Origin of the sequence: Arsukibacterium sp. (assembly GCF_036735525.1) — a bacterium.
Classification (GTDB): domain Bacteria; phylum Pseudomonadota; class Gammaproteobacteria; order Enterobacterales; family Alteromonadaceae; genus Alishewanella.
In genome coordinates this window covers 14,109-37,032 of record NZ_DAINOE010000018.1, presented here as the reverse complement: position 1 = coordinate 37,032, position 22,924 = coordinate 14,109, and the positions used below count along the sequence as shown (strand labels likewise).

The 22,924-nt window shown below is 52.1% G+C and carries 16 protein-coding genes; 9 read left to right on the top strand and 7 right to left on the bottom strand.

The window, feature by feature from the left end; all coding sequences use genetic code 11:
* Positions 1-224 precede the first annotated feature (224 nt).
* Together V7D78_RS05595 and V7D78_RS05590 are read left to right on the top strand one after the other, a co-directional pair.
* The gene (locus V7D78_RS05595; RefSeq protein WP_333607453.1) at positions 225-1,619 is read left to right on the top strand and encodes a Na+/H+ antiporter NhaC family protein; all 1,395 of its coding nucleotides are present in this window, start codon (positions 225-227) and stop codon (positions 1,617-1,619) included.
* On the top strand, positions 1,616-2,332 hold the full coding sequence (locus V7D78_RS05590) for a M15 family metallopeptidase (protein ID WP_333607452.1): 717 nt from the start codon (positions 1,616-1,618) through the stop codon (positions 2,330-2,332). The genes V7D78_RS05595 and V7D78_RS05590 overlap by 4 nt, the downstream gene beginning before the upstream one ends.
* Here the strand turns inward: V7D78_RS05590 and V7D78_RS05585 are convergent.
* Genes V7D78_RS05585 through V7D78_RS05575 form a run of 3 tightly spaced genes read right to left on the bottom strand, consistent with a single transcriptional unit; the run spans position 2,322 to position 6,771 of the window.
* Complete coding sequence (locus tag V7D78_RS05585) at positions 2,322-3,359, bottom strand: malonyl CoA-ACP transacylase (protein WP_333607451.1); 1,038 nt, start codon at positions 3,357-3,359, stop codon at positions 2,322-2,324. The two genes, V7D78_RS05590 and V7D78_RS05585, sit on opposite strands and share 11 nt — an antisense overlap.
* A complete protein-coding gene (locus V7D78_RS05580; RefSeq protein ID WP_333607450.1) occupies positions 3,356-5,596 on the bottom strand; it encodes a thiamine pyrophosphate-dependent enzyme in 2,241 nt (746 codons plus the stop codon). Before V7D78_RS05580 ends, V7D78_RS05585 begins: the two co-directional genes overlap by 4 nt.
* On the bottom strand, positions 5,596-6,771 hold the full coding sequence (locus V7D78_RS05575) for an acyl-CoA dehydrogenase (protein ID WP_333607449.1): 1,176 nt from the start codon (positions 6,769-6,771) through the stop codon (positions 5,596-5,598). Before V7D78_RS05575 ends, V7D78_RS05580 begins: the two co-directional genes overlap by 1 nt.
* 110 nt (positions 6,772-6,881) lie before the next feature.
* Here V7D78_RS05575 and V7D78_RS05570 point away from each other — a divergent pair, with 110 nt between their 5' ends.
* Complete coding sequence (locus tag V7D78_RS05570; protein ID WP_333607448.1) at positions 6,882-7,724, top strand: LysR family transcriptional regulator; 843 nt, start codon at positions 6,882-6,884, stop codon at positions 7,722-7,724.
* Between the two features lie 82 nt (positions 7,725-7,806).
* On the opposite strand, the gene V7D78_RS05565 is transcribed toward V7D78_RS05570, so the two are convergent.
* Positions 7,807-10,680, bottom strand: coding sequence for an insulinase family protein (locus V7D78_RS05565; protein ID WP_333607447.1), 2,874 nt, complete (start codon positions 10,678-10,680; stop codon positions 7,807-7,809).
* 158 nt (positions 10,681-10,838) lie between these two features.
* The gene (locus V7D78_RS05560) at positions 10,839-12,929 is read right to left on the bottom strand and encodes a TonB-dependent receptor (RefSeq protein ID WP_333607446.1); all 2,091 of its coding nucleotides are present in this window, start codon (positions 12,927-12,929) and stop codon (positions 10,839-10,841) included.
* Positions 12,930-13,123: 194 nt separating this feature from the next.
* Between V7D78_RS05560 and V7D78_RS05555 the strand changes: the two genes are divergently transcribed.
* Positions 13,124-14,191 carry a linear amide C-N hydrolase gene (locus V7D78_RS05555; RefSeq protein WP_333607445.1) on the top strand — a complete coding sequence of 356 codons (1,068 nt, stop codon included), beginning with the start codon at positions 13,124-13,126 and terminating at the stop codon, positions 14,189-14,191.
* Between the two features lie 73 nt (positions 14,192-14,264).
* On the opposite strand, the gene V7D78_RS05550 is transcribed toward V7D78_RS05555, so the two are convergent.
* Both V7D78_RS05550 and V7D78_RS05545 read right to left on the bottom strand, forming a co-directional pair.
* Positions 14,265-15,623, bottom strand: a complete 1,359-nt coding sequence (locus V7D78_RS05550) for a 5-methyltetrahydrofolate--homocysteine methyltransferase (protein WP_333607444.1) — start codon at positions 15,621-15,623, stop codon at positions 14,265-14,267.
* A gap of 27 nt (positions 15,624-15,650) precedes the next feature.
* Positions 15,651-18,134, bottom strand: coding sequence for a TonB-dependent receptor (locus V7D78_RS05545; protein WP_333607443.1), 2,484 nt, complete (start codon positions 18,132-18,134; stop codon positions 15,651-15,653).
* Positions 18,135-18,394: 260 nt separating this feature from the next.
* Between V7D78_RS05545 and V7D78_RS05540 the strand changes: the two genes are divergently transcribed.
* From V7D78_RS05540 to V7D78_RS05520, 5 genes are all read left to right on the top strand, one after another.
* Complete coding sequence (locus tag V7D78_RS05540) at positions 18,395-18,769, top strand: MerC domain-containing protein (RefSeq protein ID WP_333607442.1); 375 nt, start codon at positions 18,395-18,397, stop codon at positions 18,767-18,769.
* Positions 18,756-19,976, top strand: a complete 1,221-nt coding sequence (gene zigA, locus V7D78_RS05535; RefSeq protein ID WP_333607441.1) for a zinc metallochaperone GTPase ZigA — start codon at positions 18,756-18,758, stop codon at positions 19,974-19,976. Before V7D78_RS05540 ends, zigA begins: the two co-directional genes overlap by 14 nt.
* Positions 19,973-20,563: a DUF1826 domain-containing protein gene (locus V7D78_RS05530; protein ID WP_333607440.1), complete on the top strand. Its 591-nt coding sequence runs from the start codon at positions 19,973-19,975 to the stop codon at positions 20,561-20,563. The genes zigA and V7D78_RS05530 overlap by 4 nt, the downstream gene beginning before the upstream one ends.
* An 81-nt stretch (positions 20,564-20,644) precedes the next feature.
* Positions 20,645-21,562 (top strand): GTP cyclohydrolase FolE2, encoded by a 918-nt coding sequence (gene folE2 / locus V7D78_RS05525; RefSeq protein ID WP_333607439.1) that lies wholly within the window; start codon positions 20,645-20,647, stop codon positions 21,560-21,562.
* Positions 21,559-22,923 carry a dihydroorotase gene (locus V7D78_RS05520; protein ID WP_333607438.1) on the top strand — a complete coding sequence of 455 codons (1,365 nt, stop codon included), beginning with the start codon at positions 21,559-21,561 and terminating at the stop codon, positions 22,921-22,923. The genes folE2 and V7D78_RS05520 overlap by 4 nt, the downstream gene beginning before the upstream one ends.
* Position 22,924: the final 1 nt, after the last annotated feature.

The following is a 22,924-nucleotide window of genomic DNA, read 5'->3' as shown; positions in this document are numbered from 1 at the left end:
CGATGAATTTGCCAGTTGGCTTCAGTGTAGCTGCTATGCCAGCAATTGAACACTGCACTGCATGGCAGTTGTCGTATCCAATGTGACAGTGACCGAGAGTACCATAGCATTTTCCTGGAATTAATCACAATAGTCTAAAAACGCCAGTGGGCGGCTTGCCCGCAGCTGCTGATAGCTGTATAAAAGTAGTCGCATGCCTTAACATAATAATGATAAAGGAGTTGATGGTGGCAGACTGGTTAACCCTACTTCCGGCGGTTGTCGCCATTGCGGTGGTGCTGTGGCGCAAAGAGGTGATTCTTGCGCTGTTATTATCTTTGTGTAGCGCCGAGCTGTTGATTTTTTTGCAGCATGGCCAGAGCTTTGGTCCCGCCCTGCTGCTGGATGGCAGTATTCAGACGCTGGAGCGGATTATTGCGGTGACTGGCGATGCAGATAATGCCCGAATTTTAATGTTTTCGTTGTTAGTCGGCGGCTTACTGGCCTATATGCGCTATTCCGGCGGTGTGTCGGCCACCGTGGCCATGCTGGTAAATAAAGGTATTGCCCGTAACGGCCGTCAGGCCGGGTTAATGACCTTTACCATCAGTGCCGTGACTTTTATCGAGTCTAATCTCAGCTCACTGACGGCCGGTATCAGCTCGCGCGGCCTGTTTGATAAGTTTAAAATGAGCCGGGCCCGGCTGGCCTATATCATCGACAGTACCAGTGCGCCCATTTGCATTATTATTTTACTGAACGGCTGGGGCGCCTATATTCTGGGCTTACTCAGCACGTATGACTTACCGCAAACGCCGGTCGCCGTGCTGATTGCGACCATACCGCTGAACTTTTATGCGCTAATTACCCTGGTGGTGGTGCTCTATACCATTATCAGTGGCAAGGTGTATGGCCCGATGCGCCAGTCTGAACAGAAGTTGCATACCTTATCGCACCACAGCGAAATCGAAACTGAGCCAAGCCACCCCTCTTATATGCTGGTGCCGTTAGTCACGCTGGTCGCGGCAATGCTCGGCTTTATGCTGCTCACCGGTAACGGTCAGCTGGTACAGGGCTCGGGTTCAAAATCAGTGTTATATGCCACAGCGCTGGCCTGTGTGGTGGTATATTGCATGATGTTGCTCAGCAAGCGCTTTGCGCATCAGAAATTGGTGGATATTGGCTTTAAAGGCATGAGCGAACTGCTGCCACTGGTTACCATAGTGTTGCTGTCACTGGCTCTGGGCAGCAGTTTAAAACTGCTGGGTACCGGCGCCTTTATTGCCAGCATTGTTGATCAAAACCTGCCGCAAGTATTAATACCGGCCTTGCTGTTTTTAGCCGGCGCGTTAATTTCTTTTACCACTGGCACCAGCTGGGGTACCTTTGCCATTCTTATTCCAATTGGCATGCCGCTGGTCAGCCTGCTGGGCTTACCGCCGCAACTGATCCTGGCCGCCATTTTAAGCGGTGGTGTCTTTGGTGATCACTGCTCGCCCATTTCTGACAGCACAGCAGTAAGCTCAGTGGCCGCCGGTTGTGATTTACTGGAGCACGTCAAAACCCAGCTGCCCTACGCGCTGGTATGTGGCGCCCTGGCTTTTGTCGCCTTTGTTATTGCCGGGATACTGATGATATGACAACAAAACGCTATCCGCTTAGCGGCCTGCTGCTCAGTACGCCCTTGCTATTTAGTTGCACACTGCTGGCAGCGGCAGCTGTAGCAAATAAGCCTGAGATACCGGCAGATTTTGTCGATGTGCAACAGTTAAACCCTGATTTGCAGGTACATTTGGCCTACCTTGGCAGTGACAACTTTGTCGGCAGCCCGGTCGAGGGCTATCAGGCGAATAAATGCTATTTGCAACGTGATGCCGCAAACGCCTTACTACAGGCGCAACAAGCGGCCGCTGCCAAAGGGCTGACCCTGTGGATTTTTGATTGTTACCGGCCGCAGCGCGCGGTAAACCATTTTATGCGCTGGGCCGCCGATTTAACCGATACCCGCACCAAAGCCGCCTATTACCCTAACCTTGGCAAAGATCAGCTGGTGGGTGAATACATTGCCGAGAAATCAGGCCACAGCCGCGGCAGTACTATCGATTTAACCCTGGCAGGCAAAGATGCACAGCAGCAATGGCAGTTGCTGGACATGGGCTCGCCCTTTGATATGTTTGACCCTATTTCCAATGTTGGCCACCCTGGCATCAGCAAAGCCCAGCAAGCCAACCGGCAACTGTTGGAGAGCATTATGCTGCAAGCGGGTTTTAAGGTGTACAACATGGAATGGTGGCATTTTACCCACCAACCGCCGGTATACACCGATAAGTACTTTGATTTTATTATTCGCTAATGGCGACTAACCGGCGCTGCTCTGGCATACCCATGCTCAGCACATAAGGCAGCGGCGTCTGCTGCGAAGCGATAAAATCGGCTTTACTGCGTAAACCCTGCCAGTTAATCGCTATCAGGCTTTGCGCCACCGCACTGCCAACACTGGCGCCTGGCCCCAGCAAAATAATATGCTCAGGCGCAAATTCTTTTACCGCGACCTGAATTGCCCGGCTAAAGTGGTAGCTCTGGCTTACCTGATGGCCAAAGGTATAGGCTTTAAGTGCTGCCGTGGCAGCCACCCGGCTTGACCAAACCACGCCGCGACCATCAATTAACGGCAATTGCGGTGTGGCGAATAACTGCTCAGGCCATTGACTTTGCGCCTGCTCGGCGGCCGGCAGCATCAGTGGGCTGTGAAAGGCAGCATGGCCGGGCAATAATAACGGAAAGCGCTCATCACAAGCAGGCAGTGCCTGCATCGCCGCCTTTACCGCACTGTGCGTACCGGCCAATACCGCATAACCACCATACTCAATAGATAAAAACAGCGCGCCCTGATGCAGATAGAGCTGCTCGGCGACCAGCGCCTGTTTATCCAGACAAGGTTGCCAGTCGCTGTCGACCAGTGGATAAATAAACTGCGCACCCGCCGCTTCTGCCGTTAACTGCGCCATGCTGCTGACCTGGCGCATACTGTCTGCCCCTTGCCACACCCCGGCACAACCCAGCGCGGTATACCAGCCCATCGAATTGCCGGTCACGGCAACAATATCAAACTGCTCGCGGTCAATCGCGGCGAAGTCCTGCAGCCCGGCGGCATAAATCAAGGCCGCCGCGTTATCGGCTTTCAGATGCTCGCGCTGATTAAACTGCAAAGCCCTGTCCAGCGCGCTGACCGTGGTTAGCCCAAGCGCAGTGCGCACCGCATCAAAACCTTGCAGCAGCGCCGGCTGTGACAGATGCTGGCTAATATAGCCCAGCTCAGTGCGCTGATAACTGCCCCGCCCCGGGCAAACGACTAAGGCGGTTTTTTTAGCTTGGGTCATTTGTGCGACTCCTGCGTTAATGGCTGAGCCGTTAAGCTGTAAATCATGTCAATGATCTGCTGTTTAGAAGGCAGCACGCTGTAAGCGGCCGCGCCCAGCGGGATAAAGCTGTCTTGCGCGGTGATGCGGCTGATGTGGTAATAACCAGGGCGGGCTTCATGTAAGGCAGTAAACAACTCTTCACTGAGCGAGCCGCGACGGCGACACTCATCGACAATGATTAGCTGCTGACAGTCACCCAGCGCCGCTATTATCGCCGCAGTATGCAACGGTACCAGGCAGCGTAAATCGATAATACGCAGGGTTATGCCGCTATCTTCCAGCTCTGCCGCGGCCTGACGGCTTAAGTAATAGCCATTGCCATAGCTGATAATCGCCAGTGTTGCCGCGTCACCCTGCTGAAATAGTCCCTGCTCAAATACTGCGGGCTCACCCAGCGCCGGTATTGGCGTGTCGGGCAGTGGGTAATCACAGAGCCAGCGACCATCGCCGGGCGTTAACAGATCGCGGGTCATATAGAGCGCTATCGGCTCCAGAAAAATCACCAGCCGTTTTTGCTCATAAGCTAACTGCACCGCCTGGCGAAGTAACAAGGCCGCATCAGCGCCGTTAGAGGGACATAACAAAATAATGCCCGGAATATCACGAAACACCGCAAAAGAGTTATCGTTATGAAAATGCCCGCCAAAGCCGCGCTGATAAGCCAAACCGGCAATACGGATCACCATAGCATTGTGGTACTGGCCATTGGAGAAAAACGGCAGGGTGGCGGCTTCACCCCGAATTTGATCTTCCGCATTATGCACATAGGCTAAAAACTGAATTTCGGCGATAGGTAACAAGCCCTGCTGCGCCAGACCAATGGCTAAGCCCAGAATACTTTGCTCATCTAACAGCGTATTGATGACCCTGTTGGCACCAAAGGCATGAACTAAATGCTGCGAAACGCCATAAACACCGCCCTTTTTGCCGACATCTTCACCAAAAAGCACAGTATGACTAAACTGGGCAAAGAGATCATGCAAAGTCCAGTTTAACAGCTTAGCCAGATGCTGCGGCTTGGCCAGATTATGCTTATCAAAATCAAAAATAGCCCGGCGCAGCTCAGTACTGGCCAGCGGCGGCGCAGGCAGTGCCGGGCGGGTCGGCGCAATAGAGGCCATCACCGCCGCAGCGCTGCTGAGTTTAGGCTTAGCACTGGCGATAGCCGCTACCCGGCTGATTTGTGTCGCTAATTCGCTAACGGCACTGACTAAATCCTCACGACTTAAGATGCCCCGCGCCAGCAAAGCCGCGCTGCTGGCCAGTAAGGGATCAAGCTCCAGCTCAGCTTCAATCTGTTGTTTACTGCGATAAGCTACTTCAGCATCAGCACCGGCATGGCCAAATAAACGCACCGTCGATAAATGCAGCAAAGCCGGCTGGCGTTTGCTCCGCACATAGTGGGCGGCTTTGCGTGCCACGGCATAACTTTGTGCTACATCTGCGCCATCAGCGGCAAAATAGCGCAGCTCGGGCCGCTCGGCCAGGCTTTGCTCTATCCAGCCTTGCGGCGTGGGCGTAGAAATGCCCAGACCATTGTCTTCACAGACAAACAGTATCGGCAGCGGCACATGCTGAAACGCCGCCCAGCAGGCGCTGTTAATGGCGCCCTGAGCGGTGGAGTGATTGGCAGACGCATCCCCAAAACTGCACATGACAATGGCATCATTGGGCCAGTGCCCGACCTGGCCCAGCCGTTTGCATAAATCAATCGCAAAGGCAGTGCCCACGGCCTTAGGGATTTGTGAGGCGATGGTACTGGTTTGCGGCGGAATATTCAGTGCCAAGCTGCCCAGGACTTTATGGCGACCACCGGAAATCGGGTCGTCACTGGAGGCACAAAACGACAACAGCATGTCATATAAAGGCGTACTGCCTGGCAGCTGTTTGCTGCGCTCAATAAAAAACGCGCCACTGCGATAATGTAAAAACGCCGGATCGCTAAGCCGCAGCGCCGCCGCGACCGCCGCGTTGCCCTCATGGCCGGCACTGCCAATGGTATAAAAACTTTGGCCCTTGGCTTGCAGCAGGCGCGACTGTAAATCCAACAGGCGGCTAGATAACTGGCTGTGCCATAAGCGATACCAGTCGGCATCGCTTAAACTGGATTCCGTCACACTGACTGCGGGTAACTTACCGGCGCTAATCCGCTGCAAAAAACCTTGCAACCAGGGGTGAAATGGCTCGCCCATCATTAGCTAAAAGCCTGTAAGCCAGTTTGCGCGCGGCCTAAAATCAGGGCATGCACATCATGGGTGCCTTCGTAGGTATTCACCGCTTCAAGGTTCATCAGATGCCTGATCACATGGTACTCATCAGCAATACCATTACCGCCGTGCATATCGCGCGCCTGCCGGGCAATCTCCAGCGCCTTACCGCAGGAGTTACGCTTAATCAGCGAGATAGTTTCTGGCGCCAGTAGGCCGGCGTCCATCAGGCGGCCCGCTTGCAGGCAGCCAAGTAACCCCAGGCTGATATCGGTTTGCATATCGGCCAGTTTTTTCTGCACCAATTGGGTTTGTGCCAAAGGCCGGCCAAACTGAATGCGGTCCAGCGTATATTGACGGGCTGCATGCCAACAAAACTCTGCCGCGCCCAGCGCGCCCCAGGCGATACCGTAGCGGGCTTTATTCAGGCAGCCAAAGGGGCCTTTTAAACCGCGAATGTCGGGGAAAATAGCATCCTCCGGCACTTCAACATTGTCCATGACAATTTCACCGGTAATAGAGGCTCTGAGTGAAAATTTGCCTTCTATCTTAGGTGCGCTCAGGCCTTTTAAGCCTTTATCCAGCACAAAGCCACGGATCTCCCCGTCCAGCTTAGCCCAGACCACAAATACATCAGCAATGGGGCTATTGGTGATCCACATTTTGCTGCCATTAAGCAGATAGCCATTAGCGGTTTTTTTGGCGACAGTGCGCATAGCGGCCGGATCTGAACCGGCATCGGGCTCGGTTAAACCAAAGCAGCCCACCCACTCGCCGGTAGCCAGTTTTGGCAGATACTTCTGGCGCTGCGCTTCAGTGCCATATTCGTGAATAGGATGCATCACCAAAGAAGACTGCACACTCATGGCACTGCGATAGCCGCTGTCTACCCGCTCTACTTCGCGCGCGACCAAGCCGTAACAGACATAATTGACTGCCGAGCAGCCATAGCGCTCAGGTAAAGTAGCGCCAAGCAGCCCCAGCTCGCCCAGCTCGTTCATGATCTCCCGATGAAAATGCTCGTTGCGGTTGGCCAGTAACACTCTGGGTTGGAGTTTTTCCTGACAATACTGGTGGGCGGTGTCGCGGATCATCCGCTCTTCTTCCGTTAACATGGCGGACAATTGAAACGGATCTTGCCAATCAAATACCGGGCGGGCCATACAGTTACCTCATGCTATGCAGTTAAAAAAACAGCGGTTATTGACCACTCTACTGCGCTGCAGTATAAAGTTAAAATATATTAATTCTGTATCTGGTATAGTTTTTAACTATGGATATCCGCCAACTGAATTACTTTGTCGCCGTGTACGAGCAAGGCAGTGTCAGCGCCGCTGCGCGCCAATGCTGTGTGGCGCAGCCATCGCTATCTGCCGCCTTACGTCAGTTAGAACTGGAATTGGGGGTTAGTTTATTTATCCGTCTGCCTAAAGGGGTAACCCCAACGGAGGATGGCGATAAGCTGTATGGCCATGCCGGTAAACTGCTCAGCCAGCTGCAGTCGTTAAAGGCGTCGTTCAAAGCGCCGGTGAACCGGGTACAATTTCGCTTAGGTTTAATTAAAGCGCTGGGGGTAGAACGCATGAGTGCGTTACTGCGCGAATTCAGCCAGCAGGTAGCCGGGCTGGAGCTGCATTTAGTCGAGCCGGATGAGCCTTGTGATGCCCGTATTATTACGCCACAGCAATTAAAAGCCGGTGAAGTGCTGCAACCGATCTGGCATGACCGCTATTTACTGGCGCTGCCACCGGCCTGGCCGCTCAGCTTACAATCTCATATCCAGCTAACTGATTTTGCCAATCTGCCGCTGATAAAGCGAATGCCCTGCGACGCCTGGGCACTGCTGTACCCGGAGTTGTTGCGGCGCGACATCAACCCGGATATCCGCGCTGATATTCAAACCATCGAATATGCGCTGGGTCTGGTGTCGGCTGGCGTAGGCTGTGCGCTGGTACCGGATTTTGACAGCCTGCAACAACGTAGCGATGTCAGCCTCAGGCCTATTCAGGGCCTGACGTTACAGCGCAATCTGGTGCTGGCACATGGCCGCACTCAGGACAGCCCGGCGTTGCAGGTATTGCGGCAGCTTTGCCAACAGGCTGCCAACAAGGGTTGATAGAACTGCTTTTTTAGCCGAAAAAAAACGCAGCCTACAGAGTATATCGTAAAAGCTGCGTTTTTATCTCAGACTAACAGTGTTACTGCTTGCTCATCCGCTGATGGAACTCGGCCAGATCGGTAATCACCTGCTGGCCAGGGATAGTAGCAAAAGGCTTATCCTGGAAGCTGGTACCACGCATTTGTACTGAGATGCGTGCCGCTTGCGGGTTAAGCAAGGTTTGCTGATAGAACGCCTGAATATCTGGCAGCGTTTGTTGCTCTACCGCAGCAATTAACCGGGCGCGGCTGTCGTAGTTAAACTTTTCCTGATACCAGTCAGAAACAATAGGCGCCATCTCTTCGCGCAGATTTTTTGGCGGTTCTTTCAGGCTCACCAGTAAGCTTTGTTTTAACTGTTCAAACTCAGCAGCCTGCATCTTGGCTAACGTCTCACCGTACTGCTGTTTAAACGTCTCAAAGCGTTGCTGCATAGGCTCTGGTGCCATTACCGGCGTTTGAATGTACATGCCAAAGGCAGTGTAATCTTCCAGTTGCACCGCAGTGCCACCCACCGCATATGCTAACTGCTCTTCGGTTCTGAGTTTATCAAACACCTGATTGCTAAAGTGGCTTTGCAGTAAGCGCGCCCGCGCCAGCTGCTCAATAGTCGGCTCCGGGTGAATGTGCATGTCCACCACCGCCACATCGGTGACATCAATGTCGCGCATCAGGGTAATCACTTCACCTGGCTTAGGCAGCCAGACTGGCGTGCGAACATACTCGGTCACCTGACGCTCTGTCGGCAAGCGCTTGGCAATGGTGCTAACCAATTGCTCAACGTCGGCTTGATCATAGTTACCAAAGGCAAACACCCGCACCTGATTTGCAGCTAAGGTTTGCTGCATAAAGGCCTGTAAATCGGCAACCGTCAGTTGCTGGGCGGCGCTAATCATCTGCTCGTTGTTATAGTTACCGCCACGATATAAGGTTCCAAAGGCGTTAAACGCCTGACGGAAAGGCGCTTCACGACTTTGGTTACGCAAGCCGCGCACTAAACGGTCTACCGCCTGCGCCAGCCGCTCATCGCTGACTGTCGGGATAATTCCGGCCAATGCCTGATCGACCAGAAGCGGCTGTTTATCAGTAAAGCCATCAACATTTAACAATAAGCCATTACTTTCGCTTAAACGCATAAAGATACCGGCAACCGACGCCTCGGTAGCTAACACGCTTTGCTCCAGGTTGTACAAATCGCGCCATAACGATAGCATCACCTTGGCTTTGACATCGGTCAGCGGGGTGGCATTATTCAGGTAGATATCCAGGCGGCCGCGTGGTTGATCAGCAAAGGCCTGGCTGGGGTAAAACCAGGCTTTAATACCCGCCATTTCTGGTAAAGCTATTGGCTTGTCTAATGCTTGAGGCGCTTTTAAATCAAAGCTTTCAGGCAATAATCGGTTAACCTGTGGCAGATTCAGCGCCACCACCGGCCGTTGCCAGGTGGAAATTTCTTCAGGCGTGATATCGGCAATTTTGTAGCGGCCTTTATGGCGCACCAAATCGGTATCGGCCGGCTCTTGCTGGCTGATATACCATACCCGCAGCTGCGCCGGGGTCATCTGATCTAATACCTGCTTAATGGCCGCCGGCTCAAAGCGTTCAAAATGATAAGGGGCATTAATAATATGCCGGGTCGGCACATTCAGCATGCTGGCGGTTAAACCGGCCACATAGTTAAAGCCATCGGTTTTTTCTAAAAAGCGGAAGCGGTTATCCAGACTAGTACGAATTTCATTAAAGTACTTGCTGTCGACACCTTGCTCACGAATTAAATCGATATACTGCATCACCACCGCAGTTATAGCTTCACGCTGCTGCATACCGGCATCGGTCAGGTTCAGATCAATACTGATATTACCGTAATTGCCGAAAAAGCTCGGGTTAGCCGACACATTCAGGCTGGAAATCAGCCCCAGATTTTTTAACTGATACGCCGGGGTGCCCGGCATTTCTGAATTTAACAGGTAGCTGACAAACTCATTCGGTTTTAGCGCAAACTGATCACTGTTATCTTTAATTACAAACTCCAGCCGCAGCTGTTTCACATCCTGATTCGGTAAATAATGGATGCGTTTGGGCGCAAACAAGCTGTAATCGAGCTCAGCAGTCACGGCAGGTTTGTCGATGTTTTTATTCTCGATACTGGAAAAATGCTGGCGGGCCAGTAACTCCATTTCTGCCAGCGGTCTGTTACTGAGCAGGGCCACTTTCATGATATTGGCCGAGTAGTAATCGTTATAAAATTTCACCGTCTCTTCGTACAGGTTACTATCTGGCTTGTCACTTAAACTTTCTAAGCTGCCGGCCAGAAAACGGTTTGACGGGTGCTCGCCAAACATGCGGCGCATTAATTCAAACTGGCCTAAAAAATCCACTTCACGGCGCATCGATTGCTCTGCATTGACCGCGTTGCGCTCTTTGTCGGCATATTCAGGATACAGCTTGGGTGCTTTAAAAAAGTCAGAAAACCTGTCCAGTCCCTCTTCAAATGCACCGTTATTTACCTGAAACATATAGTTGGTAATGTCTAACCAGGTGTAAGCATTGGCAGCGCCGCCATTCTGACTCATAAAGGCGCCATATTCAGCGGTATCCGGAAAACGTTCGGTGCCCAAAAACAGCATATGCTCCAGATAATGCGCCATACCCTGCTGGCTCATCGGATCTTGCAACATACCCACGGCCACGCTGAGCGACGCTGCTGATTTTTCGCTGCTCGGATCAGACACCAGCACTACTTCAATTTTATTCGGCAGGGTGATGGTTTTGTATTCGCGTTGATCATTCGGGCTGACAATAATGGCCGCCGCTTGCTGTTGCTCAGCTTTGCTCAGCGCTGCCGTGCCATATTGCTGGGCACAGCCTGTAATAACCGCCAGTGCTACTGCACTGATCACAAAGAGTTTTTTCATCAGTCTTGTCCTTAACCACATTTGTAAGAGAAACGTATGCTTGATGCTAACGAAAAGGCTAATAGCAGACCAGTGTTTAATGGCGGGCATTTGTAAGAAAGTATGTCTTGCACACAGCAGACGCGCACGGCGTCTGCTGTGGCTAACCAGCTAAAAGATTAAAACGCTAAACGCAAGCCCAGCACCAGCTGGCGGCCCGGCAAAGGCGCATCCTCTTTAATAAAGGAGCTGTGAACAAAGCCCAAGCGGTTGCTGAGGTTTTGCAGCTTAACAAAGGTCGTCAGCTCGTACTGCTGCCAGTTCAGATAATAGTTTATCCCGGCTTCTGCCACGGTATAGCCAGCAGTGGCCGTTTCATTTTCGGCCAAACGCTGTTGTTTGCCATAATGCGTTAAACCCAGTTGGCCACCCCAGTTATCGGCTCTATAGGCATACTCTGCGCCTAACCGGTAAGCAGGCACCCGCGGTAAGTAACCGCCATCGCGTAAACGCGCCACCACAGTATCACCAATCAAGGTTAGCTGATGTTCAGGCGTCAGTTGCCAACTGACGCTGGCCTCCATCCCATGCAAACGGGCATCCTGTTGCTGGTATTGATAAGCGGCAAAATCGGCAATTTCAAAGCCTAAATTGGCTAAAAAGGCATAGTTATCAATTTGGTTGTAGAACAGGTTAATATTGGCACTGACACTGGCAAATTGGCCGCGCCAGCCTAAATCGATGTTGTTTGCCTGCTCAGCTGTGGCCAGTTGCGGATTGTGGACAATTTGCACCGCGCCATTATTCTGAGTCACCTCATAGCCGACGCCAATCTCATAAGAGCGGGTACCGATATGAATACCATTGGCATAGAGCTCGTTCGCCGCGGGCGCGCGCTGTGCCTGGCTATAGGATAGCGTCAGTTGCTGGTTTGGCTGCAACTGGTAAACCGCACCAAAAGACCAGCTAAACAAATTAAATGTCTGCTTAAGATCACGGCTGCCCAGGCTATCAGTCAGCTCATAGGCCTGATGGGCAAGTTGCTCGTAGCGGCTGCCAAACTCCAGCTTAACCTCACCAAAACGTTTTTCATGCAGCATAAACAACGCATGGCTATCGGTGTCGGTATTAGGGGTAAAGGTTTCATCGCCCAGCGCCTGATAATCACGTAAATTGCCATGATACCCAACAATACCGCGCCAGCTGTCCGCTAACTCGTAGGTTGCCGTAGTGCGCAGCTCCAGGGCTTGGCTTAAAAACTCGGTGCCCGCCTCGCCCTCTTCAAATTCCGCATGATCATAATCAGTAAAGGCAATATCGGCGGTGATACTTTGCCACAGGCTGCCGCCCGGCCGGTATTCTGATGCCAGCGACACACGTTGCTGATTAAGTTTTATGTATTCGCCTTCTTCCTCCTGCTCGCCCGGACCTTCAGGTAAACCATATTCGGTTTTAATCACACCGTAACTCAGGCCAATAAAGCCTTGCTCAGCAATATAACTGGTACCGATATTCAGCACCTGATGTTCTGACCAGGAGTTTTGTAAGCGCTTGCTGCTGTCGCCGTCCTCGTTTTGATAGAAAGGCACCTTATAGTCATTACCTTTTCGAACATTGCCATCAATATGCCAGGCGAACTGCGCAGCACCATTGTCATGAGCAAAACTGAGGCTGCGCTCGCTGGCGGCAGTAGCAAAGCGGCTTTGTACTATAGTGTCGCTTTGCACCGGCACCTGCTGTGGAATGCGATTATCCACTACGTTAATCACCCCACCAATAGCGCCGCTACCATAAAGCAAGGTGGCAGGGCCTCGTAGCACTTCGATTTGCTGCGCCGTAACGGCATCGGCGGTAATGGTATGATCAGGCCCTTCACGGGACACATCGCCGGTGCCCATACCGTTGTGTACCACCTGCACCCGGGCACCGTCGAGCCCGCGGATCACCGGCCGTGACGCGACCGGTCCGTAATAATTGGCATGCACGCCCACTTCGTATTTCAGGGTTTCGCCAATACTGACATCGGTGCGGCGCAGCAAGTCTTCACCGGCTAACACCGATACTGGCCCCGCCATGTCCACCACATTACGTTTTAAGCCGGAGGCCCGCACTTCAATGCGCTCTACTGCCGGCTTATTTGCGCTACCGGGTACTTCCAGTAATTCATCCTGCTGGTCAGTGCCGGACGCCGGCTCTGCCGCATAGACACTGATAGCTGGGTGGCTGCCAAAGACGCTGGCCAGTACCAGCGCTACTGTGGTTTTTTTCATCCGTATTAAACCCATATTAAAATGACCGTCGTAAAAAGTGGCCAGATGCTAAAACACTCTGCCCTGAACCACAAGGGCACTCAGACCAAAACGCCTGCTGCTGCGACAAATGTTATAGTATCACATTTCATTCTGGCGCTGCAGCTAAAGCCTGACTAGACTAAAGATTCTGATTTTACTGAGGAAGCGCCTGTATGACCTTAACCAAAACGCTGTTTAGTGGCCTGCTGACGGCCAGTACTGTACTGGTGCTGCATTGGAGCCCGCCCGCAGATGCCTGCACCAGAGTGATGTACAAGGGCCCGGAACAAACCATTTTAACCGGCCGTAGCATGGATTTCAGCCTGCCGATACCGGCCAATTTATGGGCATTGCCCCGCGGTATTAGCCGCAGTGGTGAAGTGGGTGCCAACAGCATCGCCTGGACGGCAAAATACGGCAGCTTGGTGGTCAGCTCCTGGGATATTGCCAGCTCTGATGGCATGAATGAAAAAGGCCTGGTGGCCAATATGCTGTGGCTGGTCGAATCAGAGTACCCCAGCTTTAGCCCTGACGGCGCCAAGCCGGGCTTGTCAATTTCGCTATGGGCGCAATATGTGTTAGATAATTTTGCCAGCGTAGCAGAGGCTGTCGCAGCCTTACGCGAGGAGCCCTTTGTGGTGGTCACTGATGTGATACCGGGTACTGATAAACATACTACTATCCATTTGTCGGTATCGGATGCCACTGGCGACAATGCGATTTTTGAGTATATCGCCGGAGAGCTGGTGATCCATCATGATGCCTCTTACACCGTGATGACCAATGATCCGCCCTACCAGCAACAACTGGCCATTCAGCAGTACTGGCAAGGTATTCCGGGTAATCAGTTTTTACCTGGTACCGTCAAAGCAGCCGATCGCTTTGTGCGGGCGCATTACTATATTAATAGCATTCCGCAAACCAGTGATCCGCTAGTCGCTACCGCCAGTGTATTTAGTGTGATCCGTAACACCTCAGTGCCCTATGGTTATCAGATTGAAGGCTACCCGAACTTATCCAGCACCCAGTGGCGGGTGGTGGCCGATCATAAGCATCTGCGTTATTTCTTTGAAACAGCACTGACACCCAATACCTTCTGGGTAGACTTAACCAAATTAGATTTCCGGCCAGAGGCCGCTGCAAAAGTGTTATACGCCGATAAAGGCCAGGTCTATGCCGGCGAGAGCTCAGCGTACTTTGTCGCCGCTGAGCCATTTACATTTCAGGGTCTGGATTTATAAAAAATACCGCTGTATCGACAAGATACAGCGGTTGGCTTAGCTACAACCAGATGTCAGCTTTGATTAGCCAGCATTAATGATCGTGATGGTCATCTGATGGGTTAGCAATGCCCAACCAGGTTATCCGGTGCGGAGTAAAGTTAAGTTGTTTAGTATTCACGACTTCAGCATCATGCAAATCAACGGTAATTAACTGCTTAGCGATTGGGTCAGTCACATAGACTTTGTCGTCAGCGGCAGAAATGGCCAGCTGAAAACGGGCACCGGCTGGCATAGCAGCCAGCTCGGCTTCAGTCATTACTAGTTTAGCGGCAAACTCAAAGGCCTCTTCATCACCATGGGCATGGCCATGATAATTGAATATAGTGAGCGCGCCAGTGTTATCCAGCAACACAAACTTTTCGCCTTGCTCAGCAAAGCCATAGCCCCAAATTGCAGTAGCTTCGCCCGGCTGCCAGTCTAGCAGCTCCATTTCAGCATCTTCAGCATGAATAGCGAAAACTGCACTACCGGCTAAACCAATAAAGTGCTCAGCCGCATCGTGCCCGGCCAGGGTACCAATGCGCATGCTGCCGCTAAAATCTGTAGTGTTTTCAAGCTTGCTGGCAGTAAAGGTTTCGCCGCTTTGCTCAATCAGCAACACGCCATCAGTGCAGCCAAAGGCAATAAAGTCATGATTCTGGGCACTGCCGTGCAAATTAGGGCAATTAACAGCAAACACTTCTTCTAAATCAAAGTGATCACCATGTTGATGATACAAAGCGACCTGGTCTGGTAAGGTAGTACTGCTGTTGGCATCACGAAGGGTGCTAATCAGATAGTCGCCACGGGCCTGAGCTGCACCATGCTGATGGGTAGTTAAGGTTAATTGTGGATAATCACTGCGATCTTCACCAATATCGGCATCGGTTAATACGGCAACACCCGCCGCCGCACCCGTGGTGGCGTTACCATCAAAGAATACCGCCAACTGCCCTTCTGCACTGGTAAAGTGGGTAGGCCGTACTTGCGTTAACTGGAATGGCATCAACCTGGGGGCTTCCTGATAGTCATGCATGTGTTCTACGTGATCTTCCTGCCACAAGCCGCCATCAATAAACTGCACTAAATCCTGGTTACGTTGCACTATAGCGGCATAACGGTGATCGCCAGAGGCAACAACAGCACTTGGTGTAGCAGTAACCACAAAGGTGTTGAGCTCTGTTTTGGCCGGCAGTTCCAGTACCTGAATAAAGGCGTTATCAATGGCCGATAACACTAAACGTCCGGCGGCGTTCACCCCATCATGATCGTGATCATGGTCGTGGTCATCATCGTCGCCGACAATCGGCGGTAATTCGTTGATGTTAACAGTAGTATCACCACAACCTGTTAAAAATGCGGCAGACATTGCGATAGCCAGGTAGGCAATTTTTGTTTGTAATTTCATCATGTTAAATTCCAAATCCATTAATATAAGTTAAAAGCGACCACGTAAACCAACCGCCAGGCCGCGGCCTGGCAGAGGGGCATCGTCTTTCAGGAAAGAGGTGTGCATCAGGGCGCGTTGATCCAGCAAATTTTGGCCTTTTAAGAAGGCAACCAGTTCCTGGCCGGCAAAGTTAAAGCGGTAACTAACTGAGGCATCGAGCATGCTGTAACCACTGGTCGCCGCTTCCATTTCTGCGACCTTGCTCTGACGGAAATAGCGGGCAAAGGTCACATCGGCATCATAATGATTCCCTTCGTAGGCAAAAGAGGTCAGTAAACGCATGGGTGGCGTGCGCGGTAACTCGCCGGCACCACGCACACTGGCCCGGATATAATCGCCCTGGAGGGTTAAGCGGTAAGGTTGGCTGATTTGCCAAACAAACTGTGCTTCCAGACCATACAAATTAACGTCGCGATTGGTAAAGAGGTACACCGGCAGTTCATCTACATGCTCATCGTGATCATCATGACCTCCGTGAGCATGTCCGCCATGGTCATGGTCATCTCCATGGTCATGCGAAAATTCGGCAAATAACCCGGTAAACTGCTGGAAGTAGTAGTTATCGACCCTGTTGTAAAAGGCATTCAGCACAAAACCGGTGCTGCCAGTGGTTTTACGCAAGGTTAAATCGATATTGTTAGAGCGCTCGGTTTTAAAGCCATCAGGATGTAACACAAAGCCATCTTCATCGGCATTCAGCTTAAAAATGGCACCGACTTCATAGGCGCTAGTGCCAATATGCGGGCCAAAGGATAACAACTCGGCCGCGCTAGGGGCGCGCTCGGCGCGGGATATAGACACGCCCATGTTATAGCCGGGCGTAAAGTCCCAGACCAGGCCGGCGGACAGACTATAAGGGTTATAGCGGCTGTTAAAATCGAATACCCGGGTAATATCGGGGCCATGACCGTGGTCATGTCCATGATTGTGGCCGTGCCCGTGATCGTGTCCATGGTCATCATGCTCATGCAACTCCAGCATTGGCAATAACACTGAAGGTGCCTTGATGGTAACCCGCTCGGTACGGGCACCCAGTTGTAATAGCACAGGGCCAAAATGCCGCTCTGTCATCCAGGCCGCCGCCAGCATAGTGGTATCAGACGGTGGGCTGAAGGCTTCAGCACCAACAGCTTCAAAGTCGCTGAACTTATAATGCAGGCTTAAACCGCCTTTCCAGTGCTGCCATGGGCGATGCAGTAATTCCAGCCGGGCTTCATGGCTTTTATTGCTAAACACAGTGCCGATTTCACCACCTTCAATTTCAGCATGCTGATAATCGGTATAGGCCAACTTGGTATTCACCTGACTGAGCAAGCTATCCTGATAGAAGACACTGCTTTGCAGCTGGAAACGGTCTTGCGTTTTATCGGCAAATACCTGCTCTTCACCATCACCACCATGGTCACTATGGCCGCCATGGCTATGGCCTGGAATACCGTACTTACGCTCCATCCGACCGTAAGACAGGCCGACAAAACCGTTGCTGAGCAAATAGCTGGCGCCTAAGGTGCCACCCTGGCTACGGGCAAAGGTATTCTCGATACGACGTTCGCTATGTTCTTCATGATCGTGGTCATGGTCATGGCCGTGATCATCATGCTCATCATGGCCATGCGGCGCTTTGTAATCAATGCTGTCACGCCAGAAACCATCGACATAGACCGCAAATAAGTCGTTGCCGCCTACTGCAGAGCCGGCAATCAGTTTTTCTGAATTGACACTTTGTAACTGGGTGATCCACTCGGCGCGAGGTGTACTGTTAGTGGGTACCCGCTCATCGACGATATTGACCACACCACCGATGGCACCACTGCCATAAAACAAGGTGGCCGGGCCACGTAATACTTCAATCTGGGTGGCGGTGCTGGCTTCGGTTGCCACGCTGTGATCCGGGCCCACGCGTGAGGCGTCGCCGGCATCCAGGCCATTTTGGGTGATCAGCACCCGGGGGCCGTCTAAGCCACGAATGATCGGGCTGCTGGCGACACCACCATAAAAATTACTGTGCACGCCGATTTCATTTTTCAGGGTGTCACCCAGCGTTGCCGCCTGGCGCATTTTTAACTGCTCGCCGGCCAGCACACTAACTGGTAAGGACGATTCTGTAATAGAGGCATGTAACGGACTGGCAGTAATATCAATCACTTCAAAAGGAGTGGGTTTAACGGTCAGCGTTAAATTGCTGACACCCTGTGTCGGTACCTGCACGTCGATATTACGGTGGGCAATGCGCCGACCGGCTAAGTGCAATTCAACCTTTGTTGCGTTGATGCCAGTTAATTCAAAGCGCCCCTGGCTATCGGTTAATACTTTAATGGCGGTACCTGATACCGATACCTCAACATTGGCTGCGGGTTGTCCCGCTGCATCGAGCACAGTACCACTGATAGAATTGGCTGAAGCTTGTGCTGCAATAAACAGCATGCCGATGGCTGATGCTATAGCCGTTTTACGTAACGCTTTGCGTAACATAGTTACTCCCTTTTAAACGCTCAGGCTGAACACGCAGCCCACAACAAGGCAAATATGTTATAACATCTCATTATTATGCGCAATGTTACACTGTCACATAAAACTGGCCATTCAACGGATAGTCAGTTCAGAAGGGCATGGACACAACAGCAAAGCACTTATTAAAAAATAGAATGGATTAATCTTGGGCCTTTCGGTTAAAATGTTATAACATAACAAAACCAGCTCAAGCTGAGCCCTAACCTTAAAAGTGAGGCATGATGAAAGATCTTATCGCTGCAGCGTTATCCGGACTTTGCATAGTGCATTGTCTCGCTTTACCTGTTTTGCTGGCGGTAGGCAGCTCTGGCCTGCTATTGGGTCTGTTCAGCTCGGAGTGGTTCCATTATCTGATGTTACTGCCGATCAGTGCCTTGCTGGCCTGGAGCCTGCCCGGTGGCTGGTGTATCCACCGCAATAAATTGCCTTTTGTGCTGGGGATCAGCGGGTTTTTATTATTGGTGATGGCACTGTTTGCCGGCCATGACGCCGAGTTACCTTTATCGCTGGCAGGCGGCATACTGTTAGCCAGTGCCCACTTGCGTAACCGGGTTTTATTACAACGCTCAATGGAGATGTCGCATGCTGCACACTAAGCCAATGGCTGATCAGCGCTTACCGGTCACAGTGCTGTCTGGTTTTTTGGGCGCCGGCAAAACCACTTTACTTAACCATGTGTTGAATAACCGCGATGGCCTGCGTGTGGCTGTCATCGTCAACGATATGAGTGAAGTAAATATTGATGCCAGAGAACTTAATAGTGATGTCAGCTTAAACCGCGCCGAAGAAAAGCTGGTAGAAATGAGTAATGGCTGCATTTGCTGCACTTTGCGCGAAGACCTACTGCTGGAAGTAGGCAAGCTGGCCAAAGCCGGTCGTTTTGACTACTTGCTGATCGAATCGACCGGCATATCAGAGCCATTGCCGATTGCCGAAACCTTTACTTTTGAGCACGAAGACGGCCAGCGGCTGGCCGATATTGCCCGCTTGGATACGCTGGTCACTGTAGTAGATGCGGTCAATTTTCTGGCTGATTTTGAAGCGGCTCAGCATCTCGCCGAGCGTGGTGAAAGTCTGGGTGAAGAGGATGAGCGCAGCGTGGCCGATTTGCTGATTGAGCAGGTAGAGTTTTGTGATGTACTGGTGGTCAGCAAAGCCGACTTAGTCAGTAGCACACAACTGCAGCGGCTCAGCGCCATTTTACGCAGCTTAAACAGCCGCGCCCGCATTATTCACTCTGAGCACGGCAAGGTGGAGTTAACCCAGATCCTCAATACCGGCCTGTTTAATTTTGAACAGGCGCAGCAGGCGCCCGGTTGGCTGAAAGAGCTGCGCGGCGAGCATACCCCGGAAACCGAAGAGTACGGTATCAGCAGCTTTGCTTTTACTGCCCGCACGCCGTTTCATCCGGCGCGCTTTTATGGGTTTTTGCATCAGGACTGGCCTAGCGGTCGCTTACTGCGCTCTAAAGGCTATTTTTGGCTGGCCAGTACCCCAGGCTATGCCTGGCTCTGGCATCAGGCCGGCGGTATTGCCCGTTATAACATGGCCGGCTTGTTTTGGCAGGCGGTGCCTAAGGCGGAATGGCCAGAAGATGCTGAGATGCAACAAGCCATTATGCAAAACTGGCAAGCACCCTTTGGCGACCGCCGTCAGGAGCTGGTATTTATTGGCCAGCAGCTGGACAAAAACACTATGCTGGCGCAACTTGAAGACTGCCTGCTGACTGATGCCGAACTGGCGCTGGGCGAAGCAGGCTGGCTGCAACTACCCAGCCCTTTTACCGCAGAAGTAATCGAATGAGTGCGCTGTCGTCTCCTGCGCTAACGGCGTTTTCGGCGTTTCAGCCGATTAGCCGTCAGTTGGCTGGCGATGCGCCCGAGGTGCTCACCCAGATTTTCGCCCCTGATGTTAACCTGGTCAGCTGGCAGCGCCCAGCAGATCCGGCGATTAGCGCTTATTGCTCACAGCTCGCATTTGCGATGCCGTTAAAGCGCATTGTCACGGCGGCCACAGTGCACACCGACATTGCCGCCGCGCTGCCAGATGCACCGGGCAAGGCCGAGCTGCTCGCTGATATTGCCTTACTGTGCGAAATGTTCAGCTGCCTGATGGACTGCCAGCAATTGGGGCTGCGATTAGAAACCCTGAGCAAGCCGATGTGCCCGAAGTTTCACACCGATCATCTGGTATGCCGGCTGGTTTGCACCTATCAGGGCCCGGGCACCGAATGGCAAGGCGCTAGTCAAGAGCAGCAGCATCAGGCAACGCCTTTTGCCATTACCCTGCTCAAAGGCTCCGGCTGGGTAGGCAATGAAAAGCAGGCAATAGTGCACCGCTCACCACCATCAGATTTGCCCAGAGTATTGTTAACATTAGACCCGATGTAAAGATTAAGCAATGACCTGACTAAGCTGGCCTGACAATCACTTGCGCCAATTCACCAACATTACCTCAGGATAGTTAAGCCCATGTTTAAATTGGAAAACCCGGATATTGCCCGCGCCACTAGGCCAACCCATCAAGCGGCGCTTGACAGCGTGGGTATGCAGCATATTGATTTATTGCTGTCGCTTGTCGATTTGCCTGAGCAATCGCTAGCCGTGAAAGCCAATGTTAGTGTTAACCTGCCAGAGCCAGACATCAAAGGCATTCATATGTCCAGGCTGTACCAGCATGTGTATCACACTGCACTGGCTCAACCACTCAGCCCCGTTGCTGTTGAGCAGTTACTGTATAATCTGGTCATTAGCCAGCAAGAGTGCGGCAGCACCAGCGCACACCTTGGCCTGCGTAGCACCGTTTTATTGCAGCGCACTGCGCTTATTACTGACGGACTGGCCGGTTTTAAAGCCTACCCGGTCAGTATCAACGCGAGCCTTATTGGCCACAGTGTCAGTATTAAGCTCACCGTTGACATTGGCTACTCCTCTACTTGCCCTTGCTCAGCAGCCCTGAGCAGGCAGTTGTTGTCTGCGCATTTTCGCCGTAGCTTTGCTGGCAAAGCCGCAATCAACGTAGAGCAAGCCAGTACATGGCTGGCAGAGCATGGCAGCCTGGCGACACCGCACAGCCAACGCAGTGTTGCGCGCATCAGTGTCAATTTAAGCCAGCAAGCCAGCCACTTTGGCTTAGTACCTTTAATTGAACTTGCTGAACAAGCACTGGCTACCCCACTACAAACCGCCGTAAAACGCGCTGATGAGCAGGAGTTTGCCCGTTTAAACGGTGCCAACCTGATGTTTGTTGAAGACGCGGTAAGACGATTACACGCCAGTTTACGCCTGCACTACCAATCATTTTCAGTTGAGGTCAGTCACCTCGAAAGCTTGCACCCGCATGATGCGGTTGCCAGTGTCAGCGTAAACCAAGATGAGCAGTTAATATGAACGCCAATGATTTTTTACAGCGAATAGCCTGCAAACACGCTGAGCTTTTAATCGTCAATGGGCAGTTAGTAACCCCCTCGGGTATTATTAGAGCAGATCTGGCACTGATTGCAGGTAAAATTGCGGCTATCGGCTGCACGGGCTGGCAGGCTGAGCAGGTGTTGGATGCTGCCGGCTTACATATTTTACCGGGTGTGATTGACACTCAGGTGCACTTTCGGGAGCCCGGCCTGACTCATAAAGAAGACATTGCCCATGGCAGCAAAGGGGCCGTGCTGGGCGGTGTTACCGGTTTTTTTGAAATGCCCAATACTAACCCGCTAACGTTATCGGCCGATTGCCTGCAGGCAAAGCTTGATATTGCTGCCCAGCACAGCTATTGCAACTACGCGTTTTACATCGGTGGTAGCGCTGCCAATCTGGGCCAACTGGCCACACTTGAGCAATTACCGGGTTGTGCGGGTATTAAAGTATTTATGGGCAGCTCTTTTGGCGATTTGCTGGCCGAGCAAGATGAGCTGTTACTACAAATTTTACAAGACGGCCGGCGCCGGATATCGATCCATGCCGAAGACGAAGCCCGCCTGCGACAGCGCCGACATTTAACAGCGGCTGATGTGTGTAATCATCCTATCTGGCGCGATGCTAAAAGCGCCCTGCTGGCAACTCAGCGTATCATCGCTTTAGCTGAAAAAACACAGCGCCCGCTACATATATTGCATATCTCCAGTGCTGACGAAATGGCCTATCTGGCAGCCTTTAAACACCTTGTCACCGTGGAGGTGACGCCACATCATCTATCGATGCAGGCACCAGAGTGTTACCAACAGCTGGGCAGCCTGGCACAAATGAACCCGCCGGTGCGCGATCTTAGCCACCAACAGGTGCTGTGGCAGGGTATTGCTGATGGCACAGTCGATATTATCGGCAGCGACCATGCGCCGCATACCCTGGAAGAAAAAGCCAAACCTTATCCCAACTCACCCAGCGGTATGACCGGGGTGCAAACGTTATTACCCATAATGCTGAACCATGTGGCTGCCGGCCAGTTAAGCCTGCAGCGACTGGTCGATTTAACCTGCAGCAACCCGGCGCGTATTTTTGGCTTAACCGGTAAAGGCCGATTGGCGGTGGGCTATGACGCCGACCTTACCTTGGTTGATGTAAAAGCACAGCGCCAAATTGACAACCAGTGGATAGCGAGCAAAGCAGGCTGGACGCCCTATCATGGCGAAACTGTTACAGGTTGGCCGCTGGCAACAGTGATTGCCGGGCAACTGGTGATGCACAGTGACCAGATACTGGGCGTGCCAAACGGCAAGCCATATGTTTTTGCCGACACTCATAACAGATACTTATAAA

Excerpts from the sequence above, each read along its gene's own strand:
- V7D78_RS05595 (WP_333607453.1), top strand. The coding sequence starts at position 225 with ATGGTGGCAGACTGGTTAACCCTACTTCCGGCGGTTGTCGCCATTGCG.
- V7D78_RS05590 (WP_333607452.1), top strand. The coding sequence starts at position 1,616 with ATGACAACAAAACGCTATCCGCTTAGCGGCCTGCTGCTCAGTACGCCC.
- V7D78_RS05585 (WP_333607451.1), bottom strand. The coding sequence starts at position 3,359 with ATGACCCAAGCTAAAAAAACCGCCTTAGTCGTTTGCCCGGGGCGGGGC.
- V7D78_RS05580 (WP_333607450.1), bottom strand. The coding sequence starts at position 5,596 with ATGATGGGCGAGCCATTTCACCCCTGGTTGCAAGGTTTTTTGCAGCGG.
- V7D78_RS05575 (WP_333607449.1), bottom strand. The coding sequence starts at position 6,771 with ATGGCCCGCCCGGTATTTGATTGGCAAGATCCGTTTCAATTGTCCGCC.
- V7D78_RS05570 (WP_333607448.1), top strand. The coding sequence starts at position 6,882 with ATGGATATCCGCCAACTGAATTACTTTGTCGCCGTGTACGAGCAAGGC.
- V7D78_RS05565 (WP_333607447.1), bottom strand. The coding sequence starts at position 10,680 with ATGAAAAAACTCTTTGTGATCAGTGCAGTAGCACTGGCGGTTATTACA.
- V7D78_RS05560 (WP_333607446.1), bottom strand. The coding sequence starts at position 12,929 with ATGAAAAAAACCACAGTAGCGCTGGTACTGGCCAGCGTCTTTGGCAGC.
- V7D78_RS05555 (WP_333607445.1), top strand. The coding sequence starts at position 13,124 with ATGACCTTAACCAAAACGCTGTTTAGTGGCCTGCTGACGGCCAGTACT.
- V7D78_RS05550 (WP_333607444.1), bottom strand. The coding sequence starts at position 15,623 with ATGATGAAATTACAAACAAAAATTGCCTACCTGGCTATCGCAATGTCT.
- V7D78_RS05545 (WP_333607443.1), bottom strand. The coding sequence starts at position 18,134 with ATGTTACGCAAAGCGTTACGTAAAACGGCTATAGCATCAGCCATCGGC.
- V7D78_RS05540 (WP_333607442.1), top strand. The coding sequence starts at position 18,395 with ATGAAAGATCTTATCGCTGCAGCGTTATCCGGACTTTGCATAGTGCAT.
- zigA (WP_333607441.1), top strand. The coding sequence starts at position 18,756 with ATGCTGCACACTAAGCCAATGGCTGATCAGCGCTTACCGGTCACAGTG.
- V7D78_RS05530 (WP_333607440.1), top strand. The coding sequence starts at position 19,973 with ATGAGTGCGCTGTCGTCTCCTGCGCTAACGGCGTTTTCGGCGTTTCAG.
- folE2 (WP_333607439.1), top strand. The coding sequence starts at position 20,645 with ATGTTTAAATTGGAAAACCCGGATATTGCCCGCGCCACTAGGCCAACC.
- V7D78_RS05520 (WP_333607438.1), top strand. The coding sequence starts at position 21,559 with ATGAACGCCAATGATTTTTTACAGCGAATAGCCTGCAAACACGCTGAG.